This is a genomic window from Allobosea sp. FG18 (assembly GCF_057809495.1).
In genome coordinates, this window is sequence record NZ_JBMDKB010000001.1 from 274,704 (window position 1) to 297,487 (window position 22,784).

A 22,784-nucleotide genomic window follows, 5' to 3' on the forward strand; every position below is an offset into this window, starting at 1 on the left:
CTTGTCATTCCGGGGCTTCGCTGAGCGAAGAACCCGGAACTCACGACTGGGCTCTGTCTCACGTCTTTGCAGCTCGATCGGGCTCACCCGGTTGTGGGTTCCGGGTTCGACCCTGCGGGCCGCCCCGGAATGACAAGGGGCGGCGTTCATCAAAGCCCCCGTGCCCGCGCCGCCGCGCCGATGAAGCCGCGCGTCGTGGCGAAGAGATTGGGCTCTTCCAGCAGGAAGGCGTCGTGGCCCTTGTCGCTCTCCAGCTCGACGAAGGAGACCGAGGCGCCGGCCGCATTGAGCGCATGCACGATCGCGCGCGAATCCGCCGTCGGGAACAGCCAGTCCGAGGTGAAGGAGGCCACGCAGAAGCGCGTCTTGGTGCCGGTGAAGGCGCGCGCCAGCACGCCGTCATGGTCGGCGGCGAGGTCGAAATAATCCATCGCGCGCGTCACATAGAGGTAGGAATTGGCGTCGAAGCGTTCGACGAAGCTCAAGCCCTGATGGCGCAGATAGCTCTCGACCTGAAAGTCGGCGTCGAAGGAGAAGGTCGGCGCCGCCCGGTCCTGCAATTTGCGGCCGAACTTGCGATGCAGCGCCTGCTCCGAGAGGTAGGTGATATGCGCGCCCATCCGCGCGACCGACAATCCCTTCGCCGGGCGCGTGCCCTCTTCGAGATAGCGCCCCTGCCGCCATTCGGGGTCGGCCATCACCGCCTGCCGGCCGACCTCGTGGAAGGCGATGTTCTGGGCCGAATGCTTGGCGCCGGTCGCCAGTGGCAGAGCCGAGAACACGCGGTTGGGATAGCTCGCCGCCCATTGCAGCACCTGCATGCCGCCCATTGAACCGCCGGCGACGCAGAACAGCGTCTCGATGCCCAACGAGTCGACCAGCGCGGCCTGCGCTCGCACCATGTCGCGGATGGTGACGACCGGGAAGGACAGGCCCCAGGGCTTGCCCGTCGCCGGATTGGTCGAGGCCGGCCCGGTCGTGCCGGTGCAGCCGCCGATGACATTGGCGCAGATCACGAAGAAGCGGTCTGTGTCGATCGGTTTGCCTGGCCCGATCATCGCCGTCCACCAGCCGCCCTTGCCGGTGATCGGATTGCGGCTCGCGACATACTGGTCGCCAGTCAGGGCGTGGCAGACCAGAATGGCGTTCGATTTGTCGGCATTCAGCTCGCCGTAGGTCTGGTAGGCGATCTGCCAGTGGTCGAGCACGACGCCGCAATCCATCAGCAGCGGCGTATCAGGGCCGAAGCGCGCGACCGGGCTGGAGGGCTCGTTCGCCTCCTTCTGCGGATCGGCCAGGCTAGGGGAGAGATCGCTCATGTCGTCCGCTTCGGCAGTAGGATTTGTCTTGCCGGTCCAGGCGTTCGGAAAATCGAACTCTAGCGATGCCGTGTCGGTGCGTCGCTGTCAACGCGGGACTGCGCAGCCGGCTTTGCCAAGGCGTTGCGGGAGCGCTAAGGAGCGTGGCCTTGCCGGAAAGCGCGTTGCCCATGACCGAAGCCGCCCCGACCACCCTCGCCGACCTGCGCGCCGGGATCGATCGCATCGACAGCGAGATGCACGCGCTCCTGATGGAGCGTTCGCAGATTATCGAGACGCTGATCTCGATCAAGAAGACGCAGGCCTCCGGCTCCGCCTTCCGCCCCGGCCGCGAGGCCGATATCATGAAGCGGCTCGCGCTCAGCCATAAGGGCCTGCTGCCGCTCGACACGGTCGAGAGCGTCTGGCGCATCATCATCGCGACCTTCACCTATGTGCAGGCGAACTACTCGGTTCACGCCGACACCTCCGGCGGCGACCCGGCGATGCGCGATTCCGCCCGCTTCCATTTCGGTTTCACTGTGCCCTACATTCCGCATGAGGATGCGCGCTCGGTCATCCACGCGGTGGCGGAGTCGGCCGGCGATCTCGGCATCTTCCGCATGGACCAGGGCGCCAGCGCCGGCATCTGGTGGCGCGACCTGATCGGGGCGGATGCCCCCAAGATCATCGCGCGGCTGCCCTTCGTCGAACGGCCGAACCATCCCGCGGGAACCCCGGTCTATTGCATCGCCAAGCCTCTGGCGGATGCCGCCGTGCGCGAGATCGTGCTCTATGCCGCCCGCGTCGAGCGCTGGTCCGAGAACCTGCGACACGGCCTCGCCGAGCATCTGGCTGAGGTCTCGGCTTCCGCCGCCGACGGCTCGCATCTCTCGCTTCTGGTCGCGGCTTCCGGCGAGGTCGACCAGGCCGCGATCCGCCAGGCGCTCGTGCCGGCAGGCCTCAGCGACTTCGCCGAGGTCGGCAGTCACGCCGCCCGCTTCTCCGTCAAATCCGCCCGCTGAACGGGCTGGCTTCCTGCTGCAAGGTCAATCGTCATGGCGACCCGTCCCGTCCCGCGTCCCGGCGTCCTCGATATCGAGGCCTATGTCCCCGGCAAATCCGCCGCGCCCGCCGGCGTGAAGCTGCACAAGCTTTCCTCCAACGAAACCCCGCTCGGCCCGAGCCCCAAGGCCATCGCCGCCTTCGAAGGCCTCGCCGCCAAGCTGGAGCTCTATCCGGACGGCACGTCGACCAAGCTCAAGCAGGCGATCGCCGGTCGCTACGGTCTGGATCCGGCGCGGATCATCTGCGGCAACGGCTCGGATGAGCTGCTGGAGCTCGTCACCAAAGCCTATCTCGGCGCGGGCGACGAGGGCATCTACAGCCAGTACGGCTTCCTGGTTTACCGCATCGCCATCCTCGCCATGGGCGGCAAGCCGGTCATCGTGCCCGAGAAGAACTACACCGCCGATGTCGACGGCATCCTGGCGGCGGTGACGCCGAAGACCAAGATCGTCTTCCTCGCCAATCCCAACAACCCGACCGGCACCTATCTGCCCTTCGACGAGGTCAAGCGCCTGCAGGCCGGCCTGCCGCCGCATGTCCTGCTCGTCCTCGATGCGGCCTATGCCGAATATGTCCGCCGCAACGACTACGCCTCCGGCATCGAGCTCGTTGCCGAGAGCGAGAATGTCGTGATGACCCGCACTTTCTCGAAGATCTACGGCCTCGCCAATCTGCGCATCGGCTGGATGTATGCGCCGGCCCATATCATCGATGCGCTCGAACGCATCCGCGGGCCCTTCAACGTCAACGGCGCTGCGATCGAGGCCGGCGCCGCCGCCGTTACCGACGAGGCGCACGTTGCTGCCGCGCTCGAGCACAACGAGAAATGGCTCGCCTGGACCACGACGGAGCTGGAGAAGCTCGGCCTGACCGTGACGCCCTCGGTAGGCAATTTCGTGCTGATCCACTTCACCAAGACGGCCGGCAAGACCGCCAAGGAGGCCGACGCCTTCCTGACCCAGCGCGGCCTCATCCTGCGCGCCGTCGGCGGCTATGGCCTGCCGGACGCGCTGCGCATGACCATCGGCTCCGAGGAGGCGAACCGCCTCGTCGTCGCCGCGCTCGCCGACTTTCTCAAGGCGTGACCGAGATGGCGGAAAGCTTCGCGCCGCGCCGCTCCGAGCCGGTCTTCGCCCGTCTCGCCATTATCGGCATCGGGCTGATCGGCTCCTCGATCGCGCGCGCGGCGAAGGAGCTGAACCTCGCCGGTACGATCGTGCTGGCCGATCGCGACGAAGCCGTCCGCAGGCGGGCGCGCGAGCTGGGTCTCGGCCATGCCGTTGCGGAGACGGCGGCGGAAGCGGCTGTCGATGCCGACCACATCATCCTCTGCGTTCCTGTCGGCGCCTGCGGCCCTGTCGCGGCCGAGATTGCTAGCGAGCTGAAGCAGGGCGCGATCGTCTCCGATGTCGGTTCGGTCAAGGGCTCGGTCGTGGACGCCGTCCTGCCCCATCTGCCCGAGGGCGTCGCCTTCGTGCCGGCTCACCCGGTCGCGGGCACGGAGAATTCCGGCCCCGATGCCGGCTTCCCGAGCCTCTTCCTCAACCGCTGGTGCATCCTGACCCCGCCCGAAGGGACGGATGCGACAGCCATCGCCAGGACGCGCCAGTTCTGGGAGGGGATGGGCGCGCTGGTCGAGGTGATGAGCGCGCAGCATCATGATCTCGTGCTCGCGGTCACCAGCCATCTGCCGCATCTCATCGCCTACAACATCGTCGGCACGGCCGAAGACCTGGAGGCGGTGACGCAGTCCGAGGTGATCAAGTTCTCGGCCGGCGGCTTCCGCGATTTCACCCGTATCGCGGCGTCGGACCCGACGATGTGGCGCGACGTCTTCCTGCACAACAAGGAAGCGGTGCTGGAGATGCTCGGCCGCTTCAACGAGGATCTCGCCCTATTGACCCGTGCCATCCGCTATGGCGACGGCGAGACCCTGCACAAGCACTTCACTCGCACCCGCGCCATCCGCCGCGGCATCGTCGCGCTCGGGCAGGAGAAGCCGGAGACGGAGAAGCTGCGCAAGGATTGACGGCTGCCGTGTGCAGCCGCGTCGAGACGGTGTGCATGACGGTGAGTTTGGCTTGCCAAGCCATCCGCCTGCTGGTACAGCGCCACCCGTTGCCGCTTTAGCTCAGCTGGTAGAGCACCTCATTCGTAATGAGGGGGTCGGGGGTTCGAATCCCTCAAGCGGCACCATCCAACCGCTTTGGTTGTTGATTCTCCTCGCTAGTTTCGATCTGACGCCGCCCGCAGCGAGGCGCGGACGGCCGTCTTTCACTTCATCGAGCTTTTACGACCCGTCACGCCGCCATTCGACATTGGGCTGCCTCTCGCTCATCGAATACGAAAGGAGGCGTCGCGGGCTGCTCTGATCCGCCCCAGCCATGAACAGTTCACGGAAACGGGGCAACTCCGACTCGGAGCTTCAGGTCTTCCCGGAAGATCGCCCCGGATTGGAGCAAGACCGGCAATGGTGTAAGAATATCGTGAAAGTCTGTGCGGCTCGGCCGTGGACTGTCGGATCGGGTCGCATCCAAATTCGAAGGAGAGCCTTCGATGCTGCGCTGGACCTTGATGGCCTCGTTGATGTTTGCGGCTCTGTCCCACCCGGCCCAAGCGGTCGGCGATCCTGCTGCCGGTGAGAAGATTTTCCAGAGGTGCCGCGCCTGCCACCAGATTGCGGAGGCGGCCAAGAACGCGGTGGGGCCGAAACTGAACGGCCTTATCGGCCGGCCGGCGGGATCGATCGAGGGCTACAGCTATTCAGCCGCTAACAAGAACTCTGGCATCCTGTGGGATGAGCTCACCTTCAGGGACTACATCAAGGCGCCGCAGGTAAAGATCCCGAACACCAAGATGGTGTTTCCAGGCCTCAAGGTCGAGCAGGAGATCGACGACATCGTCGCCTTCCTCAAGCAGTTTGATGCAGACGGAAAGAAAAAATAACCGGGTCGGCGTTCGAATGCAGCTGTTCCGGCGATGGCCTGCGATGCGGGATCGATTGACAACTCCCGCGAGCAGGATGACAACATGATGCGAAGGGCTGAAGGCTTGAAGTTCCTGCAGCCCGGCTGAAAGCTTTTGCATCAGATTCGACGTGTGGTCGTCCAGGCGAACCCAGGGTTCGGCGATGGCGAACAGGAAGCAAAACTTGCAGCCCGAAGGCGCGCTCGCCCGAGCCCGCGCCCCGCAGCGGTCATGTGCCGCAAGCGATGCCTTCAGCCGCGTTCGTTTTGAGCTGGGGCCCGATCCATCGCGGGCCGCGACACTGTTCCCATGCCGAAAGGGAGTTCGTCCACGTAGCGCATGACGCATGCCATGCGCCGCGACATGGCTTGGTTCCTGTTCACGCTGCCCTCGCCAGGAGGAAAGAGGGATGGGCATCGCAATCGTCTTGGTTCTCGTCGTGATCGGCTCGGTCGCCTTCCACTTCCTGAGTCCGTGGTGGTGGACGCCGATCGCCTCCAACTGGCGCTACATCGACGACACCATCATCGTCACGTTCTGGATCACCGGCGTCGTCTTCGCGGCCGTCGTGCTGTTCATGGCCTATTGCGTGCTCCGGTTCCGCCATCGTGAGGGCAACCGCGCCGCCTACGAACCCGAGAACAAGCGGCTGGAATGGTGGCTCGCGATCGGCACCGGTATCGGCGTCGCGGCAATGCTCGCACCCGGCCTCGTCGTCTGGAAGCAGTTCGTGACGGTGCCCGGCGATGCCGCGACCGTCGAGATCGTCGGTCAGCAATGGCAATGGAGCTACCGTCTGCCGGGGGCCGATGGCCGGCTCGGCGCGACCGACGCCGCCCATGTCACCCCGGAGAATCCGCTCGGCCTTGCCCCGAACGATCCGTACGGGCAGGACGACGTCATCATTCAGGGCGATCAGCTCCATCTCCCGCTCGGCAAGCCGGTGAAGCTCCTGCTGCGCTCGCTCGACGTGCTGCACAATTTCTACGTGCCGGAGTTCCGCGCCAAGATGGACATGATCCCGGGCGTCGTCACCTATTACTGGCTGACCCCGACCCGCACCGGCACGTTCGAAGCGCTTTGCGCCGAGCTCTGCAGCACCGGCCACGCCTTCATGCGCGGCGGCGTCGTGGTCGAGCCGGGCAGCAACTACCAGGCCTGGCTGCAGCAACAGAAAACCTTCGCCCAACTGCAGGCGCCGTCCAGGGCGCAGGCGAGGAATTAGGAAGGGGCGGGATCGGCCCTCAACGGGCCGCCCGATCCGACGAGGAGCGGAAGGATGCCCTGATGGCGGATGTGGCGCATGGCGTGGCAGGCCCGGCTCCGGTGGCGGAGCACGACGATGTCGAGCTCTATCACCCGAGGAGCTGGATCACGAAATACGTCTTCTCGCAGGACGCCAAGGTCATCGCTATCCAGTATGCGCTGACGGCGCTGGCAATTGGGCTGGTCGCGCTCGTGCTGTCCTGGCTGATGCGGATGCAGCTCGCCTTCCCCGGCCTGCTGAGCTTCATCGACGCCGAGCGCTACTATCAGCTCATCACCATGCACGGGATGATCATGGTGATCTATCTGCTGACCGCGCTCTTCCTCGGCGGCTTCGGCAACTACCTGATCCCGCTGATGCTCGGCGCGCGGGACATGGTCTTTCCCTATGTGAACATGCTGAGCTTCTGGATCTATTTCCTCGCGGTCATGGTCCTGGTCGCCGGTTTCTTCGTTCCGGGCGGGCCGACCGGCGCGGGCTGGACGCTCTACCCGCCCCAGGCGATCCTCGCCAGCACGCCCGGCCAGCAATGGGGCATCGTCATCATGCTGGCCTCGCTGATGCTCTTCATCATCGGCTTCACCATGGGCGGGCTGAACTATGTCGTGACCGTGCTGCAGGGGCGCTGCAGGGGCATGACCTTGATGCGGATGCCGCTGACGATCTGGGGCATCTTCACGGCGACGGTGATGGCGCTGCTCGCCTTCCCGGCGCTGTTCGTCGGCGCGGTGATGATGACGCTCGACCGGCTGATCGGCACGAGCTTTTTCATGCCCTCGATCATCGCGATGGGCGAGCGGCTGGCCTATCGTGGCGGCAGCCCGATCCTGTTCCAGCACCTGTTCTGGTTCTTCGGCCATCCGGAGGTCTACATCGTCGCGCTGCCGGCCTTCGGTATCGTCTCCGACCTGATCAGCACCCACGCCCGCAAGAACATCTTCGGCTATCGCATGATGGTCTGGGCGCTGGTCGCGATCGGGGCGCTGAGCTTCGTGGTCTGGGCGCACCACATGTATGTCAGCGGCATGCACCCGGCCTTCGGGTTCTTCTTCGCCACGACGACGCTGATCATCGCCATCCCCACCGCGATCAAGGTCTACAACTGGATCCTGACGCTCTGGCGCGGCGATATCCACCTGACGCCGCCGATGCTGTTCGCGCTCGGCTTCATCGTCACCTTCGTCAATGGCGGGTTGACCGGGCTCTTCCTCGGCAATGTCGTGGTCGACGTGCCGCTCTCCGACACCATGTTCGTCGTCGCGCATTTTCACATGGTGATGGGGGTCGCGCCGATCCTCGTCGTCTTCGGCGCGATCTATCACTGGTATCCGAAGATCACCGGCCGCATGCTCAACACGGCGCTCGGCAAGCTGCACTTCTGGATCACCTTCCTCGGCGCCTACGCGATCTTCTTTCCGATGCACTATATTGGGCTGATGGGGGTGCCCCGGCGCTATTACGAGATGGGCGCGATGAGCTTCGTGCCGCCGTCGACCGTGGACCTCAATATCTTCATCACGGTGGTCGCGCTGATCGTCGGCGCGGCGCAGCTCGTCTTCCTGTTCAACCTGTTCTGGAGCCTGAGGCGCGGCGAGTCCTCCGGCGGCAATCCCTGGCGCGCGACGACGCTGGAATGGCAGACGCCGCAGACGCCGCCCGCCCATGGCAACTGGGGCAAGGAGCTGCCGGTGGTCTACCGCTGGGCCTATGACTACAGCGTGCCCGGCGCGGCGCAGGATTTCCTGCCGCAGAACCAGCCGCCCGAGCCCGGCGTGACAGAGGGGGCGCGGCCATGATCGTGATCGTCGCCTTCATGGTCGTCCTGGCGGGCTTTGCCGGCTGGTGGCTCCTGCACCAGGGGCTCGCCGCGAAGCCCTGGCTGGAAGTGGGCATCCCGCAGGCGGCGGACTGGCACGCCCCGGCGCAGCGCCCCATCGCCAAGCTCGGCCTCGCCGCCTTCCTCGCTGTGGCCGGCTCGCTTTTCGCGCTGCTGGTCAGCGCCTATTTCATGCGGATGGGCATGGCCGATTGGCGCATGCTGCCGATGCCGATCGTGCTCTGGTTCAGCACGGGGTTGCTGATGCTGAGCAGCCTCGCGCTGCAGGCCACGGTTGCAGCCGCACGTCGCGGCGAACTCGACGGCATTCGCTCCGGCCTGCTCGCGGCGGGCGTATCGGCGCTGGCCTTTCTCGCCGGCCAGCTGTTGGCCTGGTGCGAGCTTGCCGATGCCGGCTACTTCGCCGCCTCGAACCCGGCGGGCGCCTTCTTCTGCCTGGTCACTGCGATCCATGGCCTGCACATGCTGGGCGGACTGGTCGCGCTCTGCCGCGTCACGACGAGAGCCTTCGTCGTTCCGTTGGGCAGCACGCCACAGGCGATCGGCGCCTTGCGGCTCGGTGTCGAGCTCTGCGCCACCTATTGGCATTTCATGCTCGCGGTCTGGCTCGTGCTGTTTGCCGTGATGATGCGCTGGACGGACGAGCTGATCGCGATCTGCCGGGGGCTGCTGACTTAGAGCGAGGTTGCGAGCGATGAACGAGGTTTTGCCCTACGCCGCGCATAAAGAGGCCGCCGCCTCCGCCGGCCTGCCCGGCCTCGTCTCGGACTGGTCGTCCGACCGGCGGGCCTTCAAGGACATCTCCTGGGGGAAGGCCATGATGTGGGTCTTCCTGCTCAGCGACACCTTCGTCTTCGCGACCTTCCTGATCTCCTACATGACCGCGCGGATGTCGACGACCATAGTCTGGCCCAACCCCAGCGAGGTCTTTGCGCTCGAGGTCGCCGGTCACCATTTCCCACTCCTGCTAATCGCGATCATGACCTTCGTCCTGATCAGCAGCAGCGGCACGATGGCGATGGCGGTCCATTTCGGCTACCGGCGCGACCGCCGGACGACGGCGATCCTGATGCTGCTGACCGCCCTGCTGGGCGCCGCCTTCGTCGGCATGCAGGCCTTCGAATGGTCCAAGCTGATCTCGGAAGGCGTCCGGCCCTGGGGCAACCCCTGGGGCGCGGAGCAGTTCGGCGCGAGCTTCTTCATGATCACCGGCTTCCACGGCACTCATGTCACGATCGGCGTGATCTTCCTGCTCATCATCGCCCGCAAGGTCTGGCGCGGCGATTTCGACGATGGCCGGCGCGGCTTCTTCACCAGCCGCAGGGGGCATTACGAGATCGTCGAGATTGCCGGGCTCTACTGGCATTTCGTCGATCTCGTCTGGGTCTTCATCTTCGCGCTGTTCTATCTCTGGTGAGGTCGCCATGGCACAGGCAGAAGCTCATACCGAGGCTCGGCAGTATCCGATCAGGCTCTATCTTGTCGTCTGGGGCTGGCTGTTCGTCCTCAGCGCCTGCTCCTACCTGGTCGATTATTTCGGCCTTGTCGGCTACCTGCGCTGGTCGCTGATCCTGACCTTCATGATGCTGAAAGCAGGCCTGATCGTCGCAGTCTTCATGCACATGGCCTGGGAGCGGCTGGCGCTGACCTATGCGATCCTCGTCCCGCCGCTGGTGCTCTTGGTTTTCGCCGGGATCATGGTCTTCGAGTCGGAGCACACGCTGTTCACCCGGGTCTTCTACTTCGCGGCCGGTTCATGACGGGCGATCCGGGGGCTCCCGACCGCTGAGCGTGCCGGCGTTTTGGGGGGCGAGGAGGCAATGGCTTGCGCGACAGGGCCGGCCCCATGAACGGCAGGCCGCAGGCTTCGATCCGGCAAAGGGAGGCACTGATGAGAACCTACTGCTTGTTCCAGGCCGCGAACTCCCCTGACCTGCGCGCCTTCGCCGAGGAGCGTACTGGCGGCAGATTGCCTACGGGTCTTGGGCCGTGGACTCTCGTGCGAGAGATCCAGCCCAATGAGGAGTGGGCCATCCCCGTCAGCAGGGCGGTCGTGGCGGCCGGCATCCTCGAGAACGGCTTTTATCTCTGGGGGCCCGCCGAGCGACCGGCTGCGCCGCATCTGATCATCGAAAGTGATCGTGTCGAAGGGACTGCCGTATTTGACCTCAAATATGATCAGATCGGCACCATCAAGCGGCTGTTGATCGAGAAGGTCAGTGGCCGTGTCGTCTTCGTCGACGTGACATTCGGGGGCTTTCTTGGCATCGGCAGCCACCACGTTACGATCCCATGGGACAAGCTCACCTACGACAAGGAGCTGGAGGGTTATCGCACCGACCTCACCGAGGCCCAGATCCGGGGCGCCGCGAGCCTCTACGGGGACAAAGGCGTTTTGCCGGACCGGAAGAGTCAGCAGGAAATGAGCGACTACTGGAACGAGGTTCGCAACTGACCAATCCGAACCCGGTCCGAGGCTGCCTTCGGAGGTCTCGCTATAACCCTAATCTCCGATTCCGGGCGCGCATTCGCCGTCTGGTTGCGGCACCGTTCCGGTTTTCAGTGACAGTCGCAGGCGCCCCGAAAGGGCGGCTTTTTGTTCGGCTTGATCAGGATTTGCGCTGTTACCGTTCAAAGACCGGCTTCGCTGCTCCGCGAATCTCAAAGCGCCTGCCTAGAATGACGCCAATTTTACTCTTCTGGCGCCCCGTGCTCAGGAAATAGGCGTTTCCGGGCCGACATGGCGGGGCGGCGCTATCGTTGAGCACTTGATTGCTCCTTGTACCCCTCGAAAAGGGCCACCAGACCCCGCAAACGGGCGCTGCCACATGGGTTGGCACACCGCTTGCGAAGCTTGGGGACATGGGCCGCACGGTCCGTCGGCGTCGAGGGGCGCCGTCAACAACAATCCTTCGGGAGATGGCCGTGAACAGCAACCGTCGTGAATTCCTCGGCACCGCTCTGGCCGGTGCCGCTTTCCTCGGCTCCTCCCGCCTGCCGGCGGTGGCGCAGCAGGACACCATCAAGGTCGGCATCCTTCACTCGCTCTCGGGCACGATGGCGATCTCCGAGACGACGCTGAAGGACGTCATGCTCATGCTCATCGAGGAGCAGAACAAGAAGGGCGGCCTGCTCGGCAAGAAGCTCGAGGCCGTCGTCGTCGATCCCGCCTCGAACTGGCCGCTCTTCGCCGAGAAGGCGCGCGAGCTGATCACCAAGGACAAGGTCGCGGCCACCTTCGGCTGCTGGACCTCGGTGTCGCGCAAGTCGGTGCTGCCGGTCTTCAAGGAGCTCAACAACATCCTGTTCTACCCCGTCCAGTACGAGGGCGAGGAAAGCGAGCGCAACGTCTTCTATACGGGCGCGGCGCCGAACCAGCAGGCGATCCCCGCCGTCGACTATCTCGCCAAGGAAGAGAAGGTCGAGCGCTGGGTGCTGGCCGGCACGGACTATGTCTATCCGCGCACGACCAACAAGATTCTCGAGGCGTATCTGAAGTCCAAGGGCGTGAAGCCCGAGGACATCATGATCAACTACACGCCCTTCGGTCATTCCGACTGGCAGACCATCGTCTCCGACATCAAGAAGTTCGGCTCGGCCGGCAAGAAGACCGCCGTGGTCTCGACCATCAACGGCGACGCCAACGTGCCGTTCTACAAGGAACTCGGCAACCAGGGCATCAAGGCGACCGACATCCCGGTCGTCGCCTTCTCGGTCGGCGAGGAGGAGCTTGCCGGCATCGACACCAAGCCGCTCGTTGGCCATCTCGCCGCCTGGAACTACTTCCAGTCGATCAAGACGCCGGAGAACGAGGCTTTCATCAAGCAGTGGCAGGCCTTCACCAAGAACCCGAAGCGCGTCACCAACGACCCGATGGAAGCCCATGTCGTCGGCTTCGCCATGTGGGTGAAGGCGGTTCAGAAGGCCGGGACCGTCGATCCCGACAAGGTCATCGACGCGCTGCCCGGCATCGAGGCGCCGAACCTCACCGGCGGCATCTCGAAGATGCTCCCGAACCACCACATCACCAAGCCGGTCTTCATCGGCGAGATCAAGGACGACGGCCAGTTCGACGTGGTCTGGAAGACCGCGGGCCTCGTTCCCGGAGATGCCTGGTCGAAGGAGCTCGACGGCTCGAAGGATCTCGTCGGCGACTGGGTCGAGAAGAAATGCGGCAATTTCAACGTCAAGACCGGCAAGTGCGGCGCCGTCTGAGGTCATGAGGGGGAGGGGCGGCACGGGAAACATCCCGGCCGCCCTTCATTCGCCGCTACGCGGCGCGGCTTTTCCAGGCAATCACCAGCCGACAAGTGAACCGGATCGATGCCGATCTTCCACCGCCTGAAGCATGCGCTCGTCATTCTCGTCGCGCTGGTCGCCGCCTCGTTCGCGTCGATCGCGCAGACCGCAGACGAAGCCTTCACGCGGCTGGCGGCAGACAGCTATTCCGACACGTCCCGCGCCATCGAGATACTGGTCTCGACCGCTCACCCCAATGCCGCGCTGATCGTCGAAGCCTTGAGCGACGGGCGCCTGCTCGCCGGTCCCGGCGGTGTTGCAGTCAAGACGGCGGCAGGTAGCTTCGTCGATGCGAAGACGGGCGCTGCACTCGCAGCCGCTCCTGCCGATGTGAAGCCCGTTCGCCTGAATAATGCCGTCCGTCGCGCGGCACAGGCCGCGCTCGGCGGTCTCGGCCTGCTCAATCCCGATCCGGCGAAGCGCGCGGCTGCGGCGGAAGCGGTCTTCAAATCCCGCGATGCGGGCCTGCTGCCGATCGTCGAGGCGGCCATCGGCAAGGAAACCACCCCCCGTGCGCTTGCCGCTCTGCGCCAGGCCCAGGCCGCAATCCTGATCGCCAAGCCGGACACGCAGCCCCTTGATCGGCACGCCGCGATCGAGGTTCTGCGCGAGCGGGGCGATCAGGACGCCCTCGCGACTTTGCGTGCCTTGCCTGGCGATGCGACGCCGGCCCTCAAGGAAGCGCAGGCCAAGGCGATCACCGCCATCGAAGGCCGTTTGAAGCTCTGGGCCGCCGCTCAGAACCTCTGGTACGGGCTCTCGCTTGGCTCGGTGTTGCTGCTCGCCGCTATCGGCCTCGCCATCACCTTCGGCGTCATGGGCGTCATCAACATGGCCCATGGCGAGATGGTCATGCTCGGCGCCTACACCACCTTCGTGGTGCAGGAGGTGATCCGCTCCAATGCGCCCTGGCTGTTCGACTGGTCGCTGGCGATTGCGCTGCCGGCCGCCTTCATCGTTGCCGGGGCGGTCGGCATCGCCATCGAGCGCGGCGTCATCCGCTTCCTCTATGGCCGTCCGCTGGAGACGCTGCTCGCGACCTGGGGCATCAGCCTGATCCTGCAGCAGGCGGTGCGCACCGCCTTCGGCCCGACCAATCGCGAGGTCGGCGCACCCTCCTTCATGTCGGCCGCCTTCGAACTCGGCGGCCTGGCGATCACCTATAACCGGCTCTGGATCATCGTCTTTGCCGCGCTGGTCTTCGCGACCCTGCTCGCCATTTTGAAGCTGACGCCGATGGGCCTGCAGATGCGGGCCGTCACCCAGAACCGGCGCATGGCCTCGGCGATGGGCATCCGCACCGGCCGTATCGATGCGCTGACCTTCGGGCTGGGTTCGGGCGTCGCGGGACTGGCCGGCGTCGCGCTCTCGCAGATCGACAATGTCAGCCCCAATCTCGGCCAGAGCTACATCATCGATAGCTTCATGGTCGTGGTCTTCGGCGGAGTCGGCAATCTCTGGGGCACGCTGGTCGGCGCCATGACGCTCGGCGTCGCCAACAAGCTGCTCGAACCCTATGCCGGCGCGGTGCTCGGCAAGATCGCGCTGCTCGTCTGCATCATCCTCTTCATCCAGAAGCGCCCGCGCGGTCTGTTCGCGCTCAAGGGCCGGGCGGTGGAAGCATGATCACCCGCTTCCTCCTCCAGAACATGGACCGGCGGGGCGGTATCTTCCTCGCGATCCTGCTGGGCCTGGCCGTGCTGGTGCCGCTGTCGAACCTGCTCCTGCCGGCATCCTCGCCCTTCCATGTCCCGACCTCGACCATGTCGCTCTGGGGCAAATATCTCTGCTACGCGCTGCTGGCGGTCTCGCTCGATCTCGTCTGGGGCTATTGCGGCATTCTGAGCCTTGGCCATGGCGCCTTCTTCGCTCTCGGCGGCTACGCCATGGGCCTCTATCTGATGCGCCAGATCGGCTCGCGCGGCGTCTATGGCAATCCGATCCTGCCGGACTTCATGGTCTTCCTGAACTGGCAGGAACTGCCCTGGTACTGGTGGGGCTTCTCATCCTTCCCCTTCGCCATGCTGATGGTGCTGGCGGTGCCCGGCCTGCTCGCCTTCGTCTTCGGCTGGTTCGCCTTCCGCTCGCGCGTCACCGGCGTCTATCTCTCGATCATCACGCAGGCGCTGACCTATGCGCTGCTGCTCGCCTTCTTCCGCAACGACATGGGCTTCGGGGGCAATAACGGCCTGACTGATTTCAAGGACATCCTCGGCTTCAACGTCCAGGCCCAGACGACACGCGCTGCTCTGTTTGCCATGACCTGCGTCATGCTGGCGGCCGGTTTCCTGATCGCGCGCGGCATCGTCGTCTCGAAGCTCGGCAAGGTCGTGATCGCGATCCGCGACGCGGAATCCCGCACGCGCTTCCTCGGCTACCGGGTCGACCGCTTCAAGCTCTTCGTCTTCACCGTCTCGGCCTGCATGGCGGGCGTGGCCGGCGCGCTTTACGTGCCGCAGGTCGGGATCATCAATCCCAGCGAATTCGCTCCGGCCAACTCGATCGAGACCGTGATCTGGGTCGCTGTCGGCGGGCGCGGCACGCTGGTCGGCGCGGCGCTCGGCGCCGTCGTGGTCAACTGGGCGAAGACGATGTTCACCTCCGGCTTCATGGCGCCGTACTGGCTCTTCGCGCTCGGTGGGCTCTTCGTCGTCGTCACGCTCTTCCTGCCCAAGGGCATTCTGGGCACGGCCGAGGCCTTGTGGGCACGCCGCCGCAAGCGCGATGCAACGCCGGCCGCCGAGCCGGCCCCGGCGGAGTGAAGGCGATGAACGCTCCCGTGCCCGGCGCGCTGACCTCCTCGCTGCTCTATCTCGACGGCGTCAGCGTTTCCTTCGACGGCTTCAAGGCGATCCGTGGCCTGTCGCTCACCATCGAGCCCGGCGAAATGCGCGCCATCATCGGCCCGAACGGCGCCGGCAAGACCACGATGATGGACATCATCACCGGCAAGACGAAGCCGGACGTCGGCACGGTGATGTTCGGCGGCACCGTCGACCTGACCAAGCTCGACGAGGCTGCGATCGCCAATCTCGGCATCGGCCGCAAGTTCCAGAAGCCGACCGTCTTCGACAGCCACACGATCGAGGACAACATCCTGCTAGCCCTGAAGTCGAAGCGCACGGTGGCTAAGACGCTGTTCTGGAAGACGGAAAGCCCGCAGCAGAAGCGCATCGACGACATCCTCGGCATCGTGAAGCTCGCCGACAGGCGGGATCGGCTTGCGGGTTCGCTCTCGCATGGCCAGAAGCAGTGGCTGGAGATAGGCATGCTGCTGGCCCAGGATCCCAGGCTCCTGCTCGTCGACGAGCCCGCCGCCGGCATGACCGACGGCGAGACCGCGCAGACGGCCGTGCTGCTCAAGGAGATCGCACGGGATCATTCGGTGATCGTCGTCGAACACGACATGGGCTTCATCCGCGAACTCGGCGTGAAGGTCACGGTGCTGCACGAGGGTTCGGTGCTGGCAGAAGGCCCGCTCGACCATGTCAGCGCCAATGAGCGCGTCGTCGAAGTCTATCTGGGGCGGTGAGGGATGACCATAACACTCGCCTTGCTCCTCCTCCGTCATCCCGGACAAGCCGCCCTCGGGTCCGACCTTCGGTCGGCCCAAGGACAGGCTCCGCGGCGCCGATCCGGGATCCATGCCGGAGCGTTGCCAATGAAGGTTCCGGCATGGATCCTGGGTCTGCGCTTCGCTCCGCCCGGGATGACCCGCGCTTTTTCCTGCAAGATCAGGGTGGAGGCGACACGATGCTGACCGTCGACGCCATCAACCTGCATTACGGTGCCGCCCAGGCGCTGCGCCGCGTCTCCGTCACGGCCGAGACCGGCAAGGTCACCTGCGTGATGGGCCGCAACGGCGTCGGCAAGACCTCGCTGATGCGCGCCATCGTCGGCCATCAGCCGATTTCCGGCGGCCATATCCGCCTCGATGGAGAAGACATCTCGGTCCTGCGCAGCGAGGATCGCGCGCGGGCCGGCATCGCCTATGTGCCGCAGGGGCGGGAGATATTCCCGCTGCTGACGGTGAAGGAGAATCTGGAGACCGGCTTCGCGCCGCTGAAGCGCAAGGAGCGCTTCGTCCCGGATGAGCTCTTCGACCTGTTCCCCGTGCTGAAGACCATGCTGGGCCGGCGCGGCGGAGACCTCTCGGGTGGCCAGCAGCAGCAACTCGCGATTGCGCGGGCGCTGGTCACCCGACCCAGGCTGCTGGTGCTGGACGAGCCGACCGAGGGTATCCAGCCCTCGATCATCAAGGATATCGGCCGCGCAATCGACTATCTCCGCCAGAAGGGCGGCATGGCGATCGTGCTGGTCGAGCAGTATTTCGACTTCGCCTGCGATCTCGCCGACACGATGTTCGTGATGGATCGCGGCGAGGTCGTGCTGTCCGGTGCGATGGCCGAGCTCGACGGGGCGCAGGTTCAGCGCTTGATTCAGGTCTAGATGCAGCGTCTTCTGCAAACCCTGCTGCATGCGAAGCGGCCCTGACGATGCTGGCGATTGACGATCTCCAGAACTCCGTGACGGCGCGGATGCAGCGCGCCCATGGGCAGGCGAGCGTGAGCTTCCGCTCGCGCGATGGCCAAACCTGCCTCGATCGGCTGTTCCAGGAGGGCTGCGCTAAGCTGCGCTTCCCGCGACCGCTCGGAACCGACGATCCGCAGGCGATCATCATCAACACGGCGGGCGGGCTGACCGGGGGAGACCGCTTCGGTGCCGAGGTGACCCTCGCTGCCGGCGCCGCGGCCGCCGTCACCACTCAGGCCTGCGAACGCATCTACCGCTCGACCGGGGCGGATGCCGCCGTAACCAACCGCCTGCGGCTCGCAGCCGGCGCCCGGCTCGCCTGGCTGCCGCAAGAGACCATCCTGTTCGACGGAGGGCGCCTGTCCCGTTCGCTCGATGTCGATCTCGCCGATGCCGCCGAGTTGGTCGCCGTCGAGGCCGTGCTCTTCGGCCGGCAGGCGATGGGCGAGACCTTGCATAGCGGCCATCTGCACGACCGCTGGCGCATTCGCCGCGACGGCCGACTGCTCTTTGCCGACGATCTGCGCGTCGGGGGCAATATCGCGGCCCGGCTCGCACCGCAGCCCGCCATGGCCGGCTGCCGCGCCATGGCGACGGTGTTGTTTGCCGGAGCCGCGCCCGAGCGCTTTCTCGATCAGGCCCGATCCATCATTGGACCCAACGGCGGCGCCAGCGCCTGGAACGGCAAGTTTCTCGCACGTCTGGTCGAGGAGACCGGGCTCGCGCTCCGGCGACGGCTGGAGCCGCTGCTCACCCTTCTCCTGGGCGGCCGGCCGCTGCCCAAGGTCTGGCAACTCTAGAGGCTTTCATGAACCTGACACCGCGCGAGAAGGACAAGCTCCTGATCTCCATGGCGGCCATGGTCGCCCGGCGCCGGCTCGAGCGCGGGGTGAAGCTCAACCACCCCGAGGCCATCGCCCTGATCTCCGATTTCGTCGTCGAGGGCGCGCGCGATGGCCGCAGCGTCGCCGATCTGATGGAGGCGGGCGCCCATGTCGTCAGCCGCGCGCAGGTCATGGAGGGCATCGCCGAGATGATCCACGACGTGCAGGTCGAAGCCACCTTTCCGGACGGCACCAAGCTCGTCACCGTCCACGAACCCATCCGTTGAAGCCGGAGGCCGCCATGAAGAGATTGTCGATCGCCCTGATCCTGAGCGTCGGTGCGGCTAGCCCGGCCTTCGCGCATCTCAACCCGGCCGAGCACGGCTCCTTTGCCGCCGGCTTCTCGCATCCGCTTTTCGGGGCCGACCATATCCTGGCGATGGTCGGCGTCGGTCTTTGGGCCTTCCTCGTCGGCGGTCGTGCGGTCTGGATGATTCCGACCGCCTTCGTCGTCACGATGATGCTCGGCTTCGCCGCGGCGCTCGCAAACATCGGCCTGCCCTTCGTCGAGCCGGCGATCGCGGCTTCCGTCGTGGTGCTCGGCCTGCTGGCGCTGGTTGCGCTGCAGGTCCCGGTCGCGGTCGGCATGGCCGTGGTTGGATTCTTCGCGCTGTTCCATGGCTATGCCCATGGCGGCGAGCTCGGCGAGGCGACGAGCCTGTCCTTCATGGCCGGCTTCGCGCTGGCGACCGCGCTGCTGCACGCGGCCGGCATCGGCATTGGCCTCGCCGGCAACGCGCTCTCGCATCGCGGCCGGGTTGCTGCACGGATTGCCGGCGGGTTGACCGCGCTCGGCGGCCTCTGGCTGGTCGCGGGAGCCTGAGACGATGATCCCCGGAGAGGTCTTTCCCGCCGCGGGCGACATCGTCCTCAATGCGGGCGCGGAGCAGGTCACGCTGCTCGTCGCCAATACCGGCGACCGGCCGATCCAGGTTGGCTCGCACTATCATTTCTTCGAGACCAACGAGGCGCTCGATTTCGACCGTGCCGTCGCGCGGGGCATGCGGCTCGACATCGCCGCCGGCACCGCCGTGCGCTTCGAGCCCGGCCAGCAGCGCGAGGTCCGCCTCGTGCCGCTTGGCGGCGGGCGCGCCGTCTACGGCTTCCAGCAGAAGGTGATGGGGAAACTCTGATGCCGGCCAAGCTCTCCCACGCCGCTTACGCGCAGATGTACGGACCCACGGTCGGCGACCGCGTCCGCCTCGCCGATACCGATCTCATCATCGAGGTCGAGAAGGACTTCACGGTCTATGGCGAGGAGGTGAAGTTCGGCGGCGGCAAGGTCATCCGCGACGGCATGGGCCAGAGCCAGGCAAGCCGCGCCGAGGGCGCCGTCGACACCGTCATCACCAACGCGCTGATCGTCGACCACTGGGGCATCGTGAAAGCCGATGTGGGTCTGAAGGACGGGCGGATCGTCGCCATCGGCAAGGCCGGCAATCCGGATACGCAAGCGGGCGTCACCATCGTGATCGGTCCCGGCACCGAGGCGATCGCCGGCGAGGGCAAGATCCTCACCGCCGGCGGCGTCGACGCCCATATCCACTTCATCTGCCCGCAGCAGATCGACGAGGCGTTGATGTCCGGCGTCACCACCATGCTCGGCGGCGGCACCGGCCCGGCCCATGGCACGCTGGCGACGACCTGCACGCCCGGCCCCTGGCATCTCGGCCGGATGATCCAGTCCTTCGATGCGGTGCCGATCAACCTCGGCCTCTCCGGCAAGGGCAACGCGTCGAAGCCCGCCGCGCTGATCGAGATGATCGAGGGTGGCGCCTGCGCGCTGAAGCTCCATGAGGACTGGGGCACGACGCCGGCCGCGATCGACAACTGCCTCAGCGTTGCCGACGACCACGACGTTCAGGTGATGATCCACACGGACACGCTGAACGAAAGCGGCTTCGTCGAGGACACGGTCGCGGCCTTCAAGGGCCGCACCATCCATGCCTTCCACACGGAAGGGGCCGGCGGCGGCCATGCGCCGGATATCATCAAGGTCTGCGGCCTCAGGAACGTCATCCCGTCCTCGACCAATCCGACGCGGCCCTACACGCAGAACACCATCGCCGAGCATCTGGACATGCTGATGGTCTGCCATCACCTGTCGCCCTCGATCCCGGAGGACATCGCCTTCGCCGAGAGCCGCATCCGCAAGGAAACGATCGCGGCCGAGGACATCCTGCACGATATCGGCGCCTTCTCGATCATCTCGTCGGACAGCCAGGCCATGGGCCGCGTCGGCGAGGTGCCGATCCGGACCTGGCAGACCGCCCACAAGATGAAGGTCCAGCGCGGGCGCTTGGCCGGCGAGAGCGGCGACAACGACAATCTGCGGGTGCGCCGCTATATCGCGAAATACACGATCAACCCCGCCATTGCGCAGGGGCTGTCCAAGCATGTCGGCTCGGTCGAGGTCGGCAAGCGCGCCGATCTCGTGCTCTGGAACCCGGCCTTCTTCGGCGTGAAGCCGGAGATGGTGCTGGTCGGCGGGATGATCGCGGCAGCCCCGATGGGCGATCCCAACGCCTCGATCCCGACGCCGCAGCCGATGCATTACCGGCCGATGTTCGGCGCCATGGGCCGGGCGCCGGCTATCTCCTCGGTGACCTTCGTCAGCCGGGCGGCGATCGCAAATGGGCTCAAGGAGAAGCTCGGCGTGGCCAAGGGCATGCTCGCCGTCGAGAACACGCGCGGCGGCATCTCCAAGGCTTCGATGATCCTCAACGACGCCACCCCGCATATGGAGGTCGACCCCGAGACCTATGAGGTGCGCGCCGATGGCGAGCTCCTGACCTGCGAACCCGCGACCGTGCTGCCGATGGCGCAGCGCTATTTCCTGTTCTGATCCGAGGCTTGAGCATGCTCCGCGCCATTTCCCATAGCCCCGGCGGTAGCGGCGTTCCGGCCGGCACGCTCCGGCTCGACCATGCCGCCCGCCACCTGCGCCGCAAGTTGGTGACGACCGATCAGGGCGAGGAGATCATGGTCGACCTGCCCGAGCCGGTGCTGTTCGCCGATGGCGATCGGCTCGTGCTCGACGATGGCCGCGCCGTCGCGATCCTCGCGGCGGAGGAGGAGCTTTACGAGGTGCTGCCGGGCACATGTCCGTTGCGTCATCTCGCCTGGCATCTGGGTAACCGCCATTTGCCGGCGCAGATCGACGAAACCCGCATCCTGATCCAGCGTGACCACGTCATCCGGGCGATGCTCGAAGGGCTCGGTGCCTCCGTTCGAGAAGTCGTCGCGCGCTTCCAGCCGGTGCATGGCGCCTATCATGCCAACGGGCATGATCACGGCCATGGCCACACGCATGGACATGGTCACGCACATGGCCACGACCATCATCATCATGACTGAGGCCGTCGCGCTCACGCGTCTGATGACATGGCTCTCTCCGGCCTTTCCGGTCGGAGCCTTCGCCTATAGCCATGGGCTGGAACGGGCGATCCATGACGGGCTGATCCGCGACCGCGCGAGCCTGTGCGAATGGCTGGAAACGCTGCTGGAGCGTGGCTCCGCTTGGAACGACGCCGTTCTTCTGGCCGAAGCTTGGCGCAACGTTGCGGCGGGTGAGAGCCTGAACGCCGTCGCCGAACTCGCCGACGCGATGTCCGGTTCGCGCGAGCGCCATATGGAGACGACCCTGCAAGGCAGCGCCTTCGTCGAGGCTATGACCGCCTGGGGCGGCGAGGCGGCAGGCGGGGAGGGGGCGCTCGCCTATCCGGTGGCCGTCGGTTCCGCCGCAGCGCGCCACGACATCGGGCTCGCCGATGCGCTCATCGCCTATCTCCATGCCTTCGCCTCGAATCTCGTTCAGGCCTGCGTGCGACTGGTGCCGCTCGGCCAGCGCGACGGGGTGGCGACGCTCGCGGCGCTGGAGCCGGTCATCCTGCGCACCGCCCAGCGCGCCGCCGTCTCGACCCTCGACGATCTTGGCTCCTGCACCATTCGCGCCGATATCCTCTCGATGAACCACGAAACGCAGTATTCAAGGGTCTTTCGCTCGTGAAATCCTCAAACGGTCCGCTCCGGGTCGGCATCGGCGGCCCGGTCGGCGTCGGCAAGACGACCCTCACCGAAAAGCTCTGCAAGGCGATGCGCGAGCGCTACTCCGTCGCCGTCGTCACCAACGACATCTTCACCAAGGAGGACGAGCTGATCCTCAACCGGCTGCAGGCGCTGCCGGAAGAGCGCATCATCGGCGTCGAGACCGGCGGCTGCCCGCATACCGCGATCCGCGAGGACGCCTCGATCAACCTCGCCGCCATCGCCGAGATGCGCCGCCGTTTTCCCGATCTCGACGTGGTGTTCATCGAATCCGGTGGCGATAACCTCGCCGCGACCTTCTCGCCCGATCTCGCCGACATCACGCTCTATGTCATCGACGTCGCCGGCGGCGAGAAGATCCCGCGCAAGGGTGGGCCGGGCATCACCCGCTCGGACCTGCTGATCATCAACAAGATCGACCTGGCGCCCTATGTCGGGGCCAATCTCGACGTGATGCGCTCGGACACGCAAAAGCAGCGCCCTGGCAGGCCCTTCGTCTTCTCCGACCTGAACCGGCTCACAGGCGTGGAGGAGATCGTCGCCTTCATCGAGAAGAACGGCGGCCTCGCCGCCGCATAGGCAGC

The 22,784-nt window shown here is 65.7% G+C and carries 24 protein-coding genes and 1 tRNA gene; 24 read left to right on the forward strand and 1 reads right to left on the reverse strand.

From position 1 onward, the window contains the following. Positions 1–149: 149 nt before the first annotated feature. The gene (gene metX, locus ACODTJ_RS01340; RefSeq protein WP_454658049.1) at positions 150–1,319 is read right to left on the reverse strand and encodes a homoserine O-acetyltransferase MetX; all 1,170 of its coding nucleotides are present in this window, start codon (positions 1,317–1,319) and stop codon (positions 150–152) included. Between the two features lie 170 nt (positions 1,320–1,489). Here metX and ACODTJ_RS01345 point away from each other — a divergent pair, with 170 nt between their 5' ends. The 24 genes from ACODTJ_RS01345 to ureG all read left to right on the forward strand — a co-directional run bounded on the left by ACODTJ_RS01345 (position 1,490) and on the right by ureG (position 22,779). Then, the gene (locus ACODTJ_RS01345) at positions 1,490–2,323 is read left to right on the forward strand and encodes a chorismate mutase (RefSeq protein ID WP_454658048.1); all 834 of its coding nucleotides are present in this window, start codon (positions 1,490–1,492) and stop codon (positions 2,321–2,323) included. 27 nt (positions 2,324–2,350) lie between these two features. Then, on the forward strand, positions 2,351–3,451 hold the full coding sequence (gene hisC / locus ACODTJ_RS01350) for a histidinol-phosphate transaminase (RefSeq protein WP_454659040.1): 1,101 nt from the start codon (positions 2,351–2,353) through the stop codon (positions 3,449–3,451). A gap of 5 nt (positions 3,452–3,456) precedes the next feature. Then, entirely contained in the window at positions 3,457–4,395 is a 939-nt protein-coding gene (locus ACODTJ_RS01355; protein ID WP_454658047.1) for a prephenate/arogenate dehydrogenase family protein, read from the forward strand. 91 nt (positions 4,396–4,486) lie between these two features. Then, positions 4,487–4,562 (forward strand) — tRNA-Thr (locus ACODTJ_RS01360). Positions 4,563–4,922: 360 nt separating this feature from the next. After that, positions 4,923–5,312 (forward strand): c-type cytochrome, encoded by a 390-nt coding sequence (locus tag ACODTJ_RS01365; RefSeq protein ID WP_488847442.1) that lies wholly within the window; start codon positions 4,923–4,925, stop codon positions 5,310–5,312. A gap of 430 nt (positions 5,313–5,742) precedes the next feature. Continuing rightward, positions 5,743–6,558 carry a cytochrome c oxidase subunit II gene (locus tag ACODTJ_RS01370; protein ID WP_454658045.1) on the forward strand — a complete coding sequence of 272 codons (816 nt, stop codon included), beginning with the start codon at positions 5,743–5,745 and terminating at the stop codon, positions 6,556–6,558. 62 nt (positions 6,559–6,620) lie between these two features. Beyond that, positions 6,621–8,396 carry a cbb3-type cytochrome c oxidase subunit I gene (locus ACODTJ_RS01375; protein WP_454658044.1) on the forward strand — a complete coding sequence of 592 codons (1,776 nt, stop codon included), beginning with the start codon at positions 6,621–6,623 and terminating at the stop codon, positions 8,394–8,396. Further along, positions 8,393–9,115: a cytochrome c oxidase subunit 3 gene (locus ACODTJ_RS01380; RefSeq protein ID WP_454658043.1), complete on the forward strand. Its 723-nt coding sequence runs from the start codon at positions 8,393–8,395 to the stop codon at positions 9,113–9,115. Before ACODTJ_RS01375 ends, ACODTJ_RS01380 begins: the two co-directional genes overlap by 4 nt. A 16-nt stretch (positions 9,116–9,131) precedes the next feature. Continuing rightward, entirely contained in the window at positions 9,132–9,854 is a 723-nt protein-coding gene (locus tag ACODTJ_RS01385) for a heme-copper oxidase subunit III family protein (RefSeq protein WP_454658042.1), read from the forward strand. 7 nt (positions 9,855–9,861) lie between these two features. Further along, entirely contained in the window at positions 9,862–10,197 is a 336-nt protein-coding gene (locus ACODTJ_RS01390; RefSeq protein WP_454658041.1) for a cytochrome C oxidase subunit IV family protein, read from the forward strand. Positions 10,198–10,328: 131 nt separating this feature from the next. Further along, complete coding sequence (locus tag ACODTJ_RS01395) at positions 10,329–10,892, forward strand: PRC-barrel domain-containing protein (protein WP_454658040.1); 564 nt, start codon at positions 10,329–10,331, stop codon at positions 10,890–10,892. A 464-nt stretch (positions 10,893–11,356) separates the two neighbouring features. Beyond that, the gene (gene urtA, locus ACODTJ_RS01400; protein WP_454658039.1) at positions 11,357–12,652 is read left to right on the forward strand and encodes an urea ABC transporter substrate-binding protein; all 1,296 of its coding nucleotides are present in this window, start codon (positions 11,357–11,359) and stop codon (positions 12,650–12,652) included. Between the two features lie 108 nt (positions 12,653–12,760). Next, a complete protein-coding gene (urtB, locus tag ACODTJ_RS01405; RefSeq protein WP_454658038.1) occupies positions 12,761–14,362 on the forward strand; it encodes an urea ABC transporter permease subunit UrtB in 1,602 nt (533 codons plus the stop codon). Further along, positions 14,359–15,498, forward strand: a complete 1,140-nt coding sequence (gene urtC / locus ACODTJ_RS01410; RefSeq protein WP_454658037.1) for an urea ABC transporter permease subunit UrtC — start codon at positions 14,359–14,361, stop codon at positions 15,496–15,498. The genes urtB and urtC overlap by 4 nt, the downstream gene beginning before the upstream one ends. Before the next feature lie 5 nt (positions 15,499–15,503). Next, a complete protein-coding gene (gene urtD, locus ACODTJ_RS01415) occupies positions 15,504–16,268 on the forward strand; it encodes an urea ABC transporter ATP-binding protein UrtD (protein WP_454658036.1) in 765 nt (254 codons plus the stop codon). Positions 16,269–16,489: 221 nt separating this feature from the next. Beyond that, on the forward strand, positions 16,490–17,185 hold the full coding sequence (urtE, locus tag ACODTJ_RS01420) for an urea ABC transporter ATP-binding subunit UrtE (protein WP_454658035.1): 696 nt from the start codon (positions 16,490–16,492) through the stop codon (positions 17,183–17,185). A gap of 47 nt (positions 17,186–17,232) precedes the next feature. Next, positions 17,233–18,069 (forward strand): urease accessory protein UreD, encoded by an 837-nt coding sequence (locus tag ACODTJ_RS01425; protein ID WP_454658034.1) that lies wholly within the window; start codon positions 17,233–17,235, stop codon positions 18,067–18,069. Positions 18,070–18,077: 8 nt separating this feature from the next. Next, positions 18,078–18,380, forward strand: a complete 303-nt coding sequence (locus ACODTJ_RS01430) for an urease subunit gamma (RefSeq protein ID WP_454658033.1) — start codon at positions 18,078–18,080, stop codon at positions 18,378–18,380. Between the two features lie 14 nt (positions 18,381–18,394). After that, positions 18,395–18,976 carry a HupE/UreJ family protein gene (locus ACODTJ_RS01435; RefSeq protein ID WP_454658032.1) on the forward strand — a complete coding sequence of 194 codons (582 nt, stop codon included), beginning with the start codon at positions 18,395–18,397 and terminating at the stop codon, positions 18,974–18,976. A gap of 4 nt (positions 18,977–18,980) precedes the next feature. Next, complete coding sequence (locus ACODTJ_RS01440) at positions 18,981–19,286, forward strand: urease subunit beta (protein WP_454658031.1); 306 nt, start codon at positions 18,981–18,983, stop codon at positions 19,284–19,286. Continuing rightward, positions 19,286–20,998: an urease subunit alpha gene (gene ureC, locus ACODTJ_RS01445; RefSeq protein WP_454658030.1), complete on the forward strand. Its 1,713-nt coding sequence runs from the start codon at positions 19,286–19,288 to the stop codon at positions 20,996–20,998. Before ACODTJ_RS01440 ends, ureC begins: the two co-directional genes overlap by 1 nt. 14 nt (positions 20,999–21,012) lie before the next feature. Continuing rightward, complete coding sequence (locus tag ACODTJ_RS01450; RefSeq protein ID WP_454658029.1) at positions 21,013–21,510, forward strand: urease accessory protein UreE; 498 nt, start codon at positions 21,013–21,015, stop codon at positions 21,508–21,510. After that, positions 21,482–22,162: an urease accessory protein UreF gene (locus ACODTJ_RS01455; RefSeq protein ID WP_454659039.1), complete on the forward strand. Its 681-nt coding sequence runs from the start codon at positions 21,482–21,484 to the stop codon at positions 22,160–22,162. Before ACODTJ_RS01450 ends, ACODTJ_RS01455 begins: the two co-directional genes overlap by 29 nt. Further along, the gene (gene ureG, locus ACODTJ_RS01460; RefSeq protein ID WP_454658028.1) at positions 22,159–22,779 is read left to right on the forward strand and encodes an urease accessory protein UreG; all 621 of its coding nucleotides are present in this window, start codon (positions 22,159–22,161) and stop codon (positions 22,777–22,779) included. The genes ACODTJ_RS01455 and ureG overlap by 4 nt, the downstream gene beginning before the upstream one ends. Positions 22,780–22,784 lie beyond the last annotated feature (5 nt).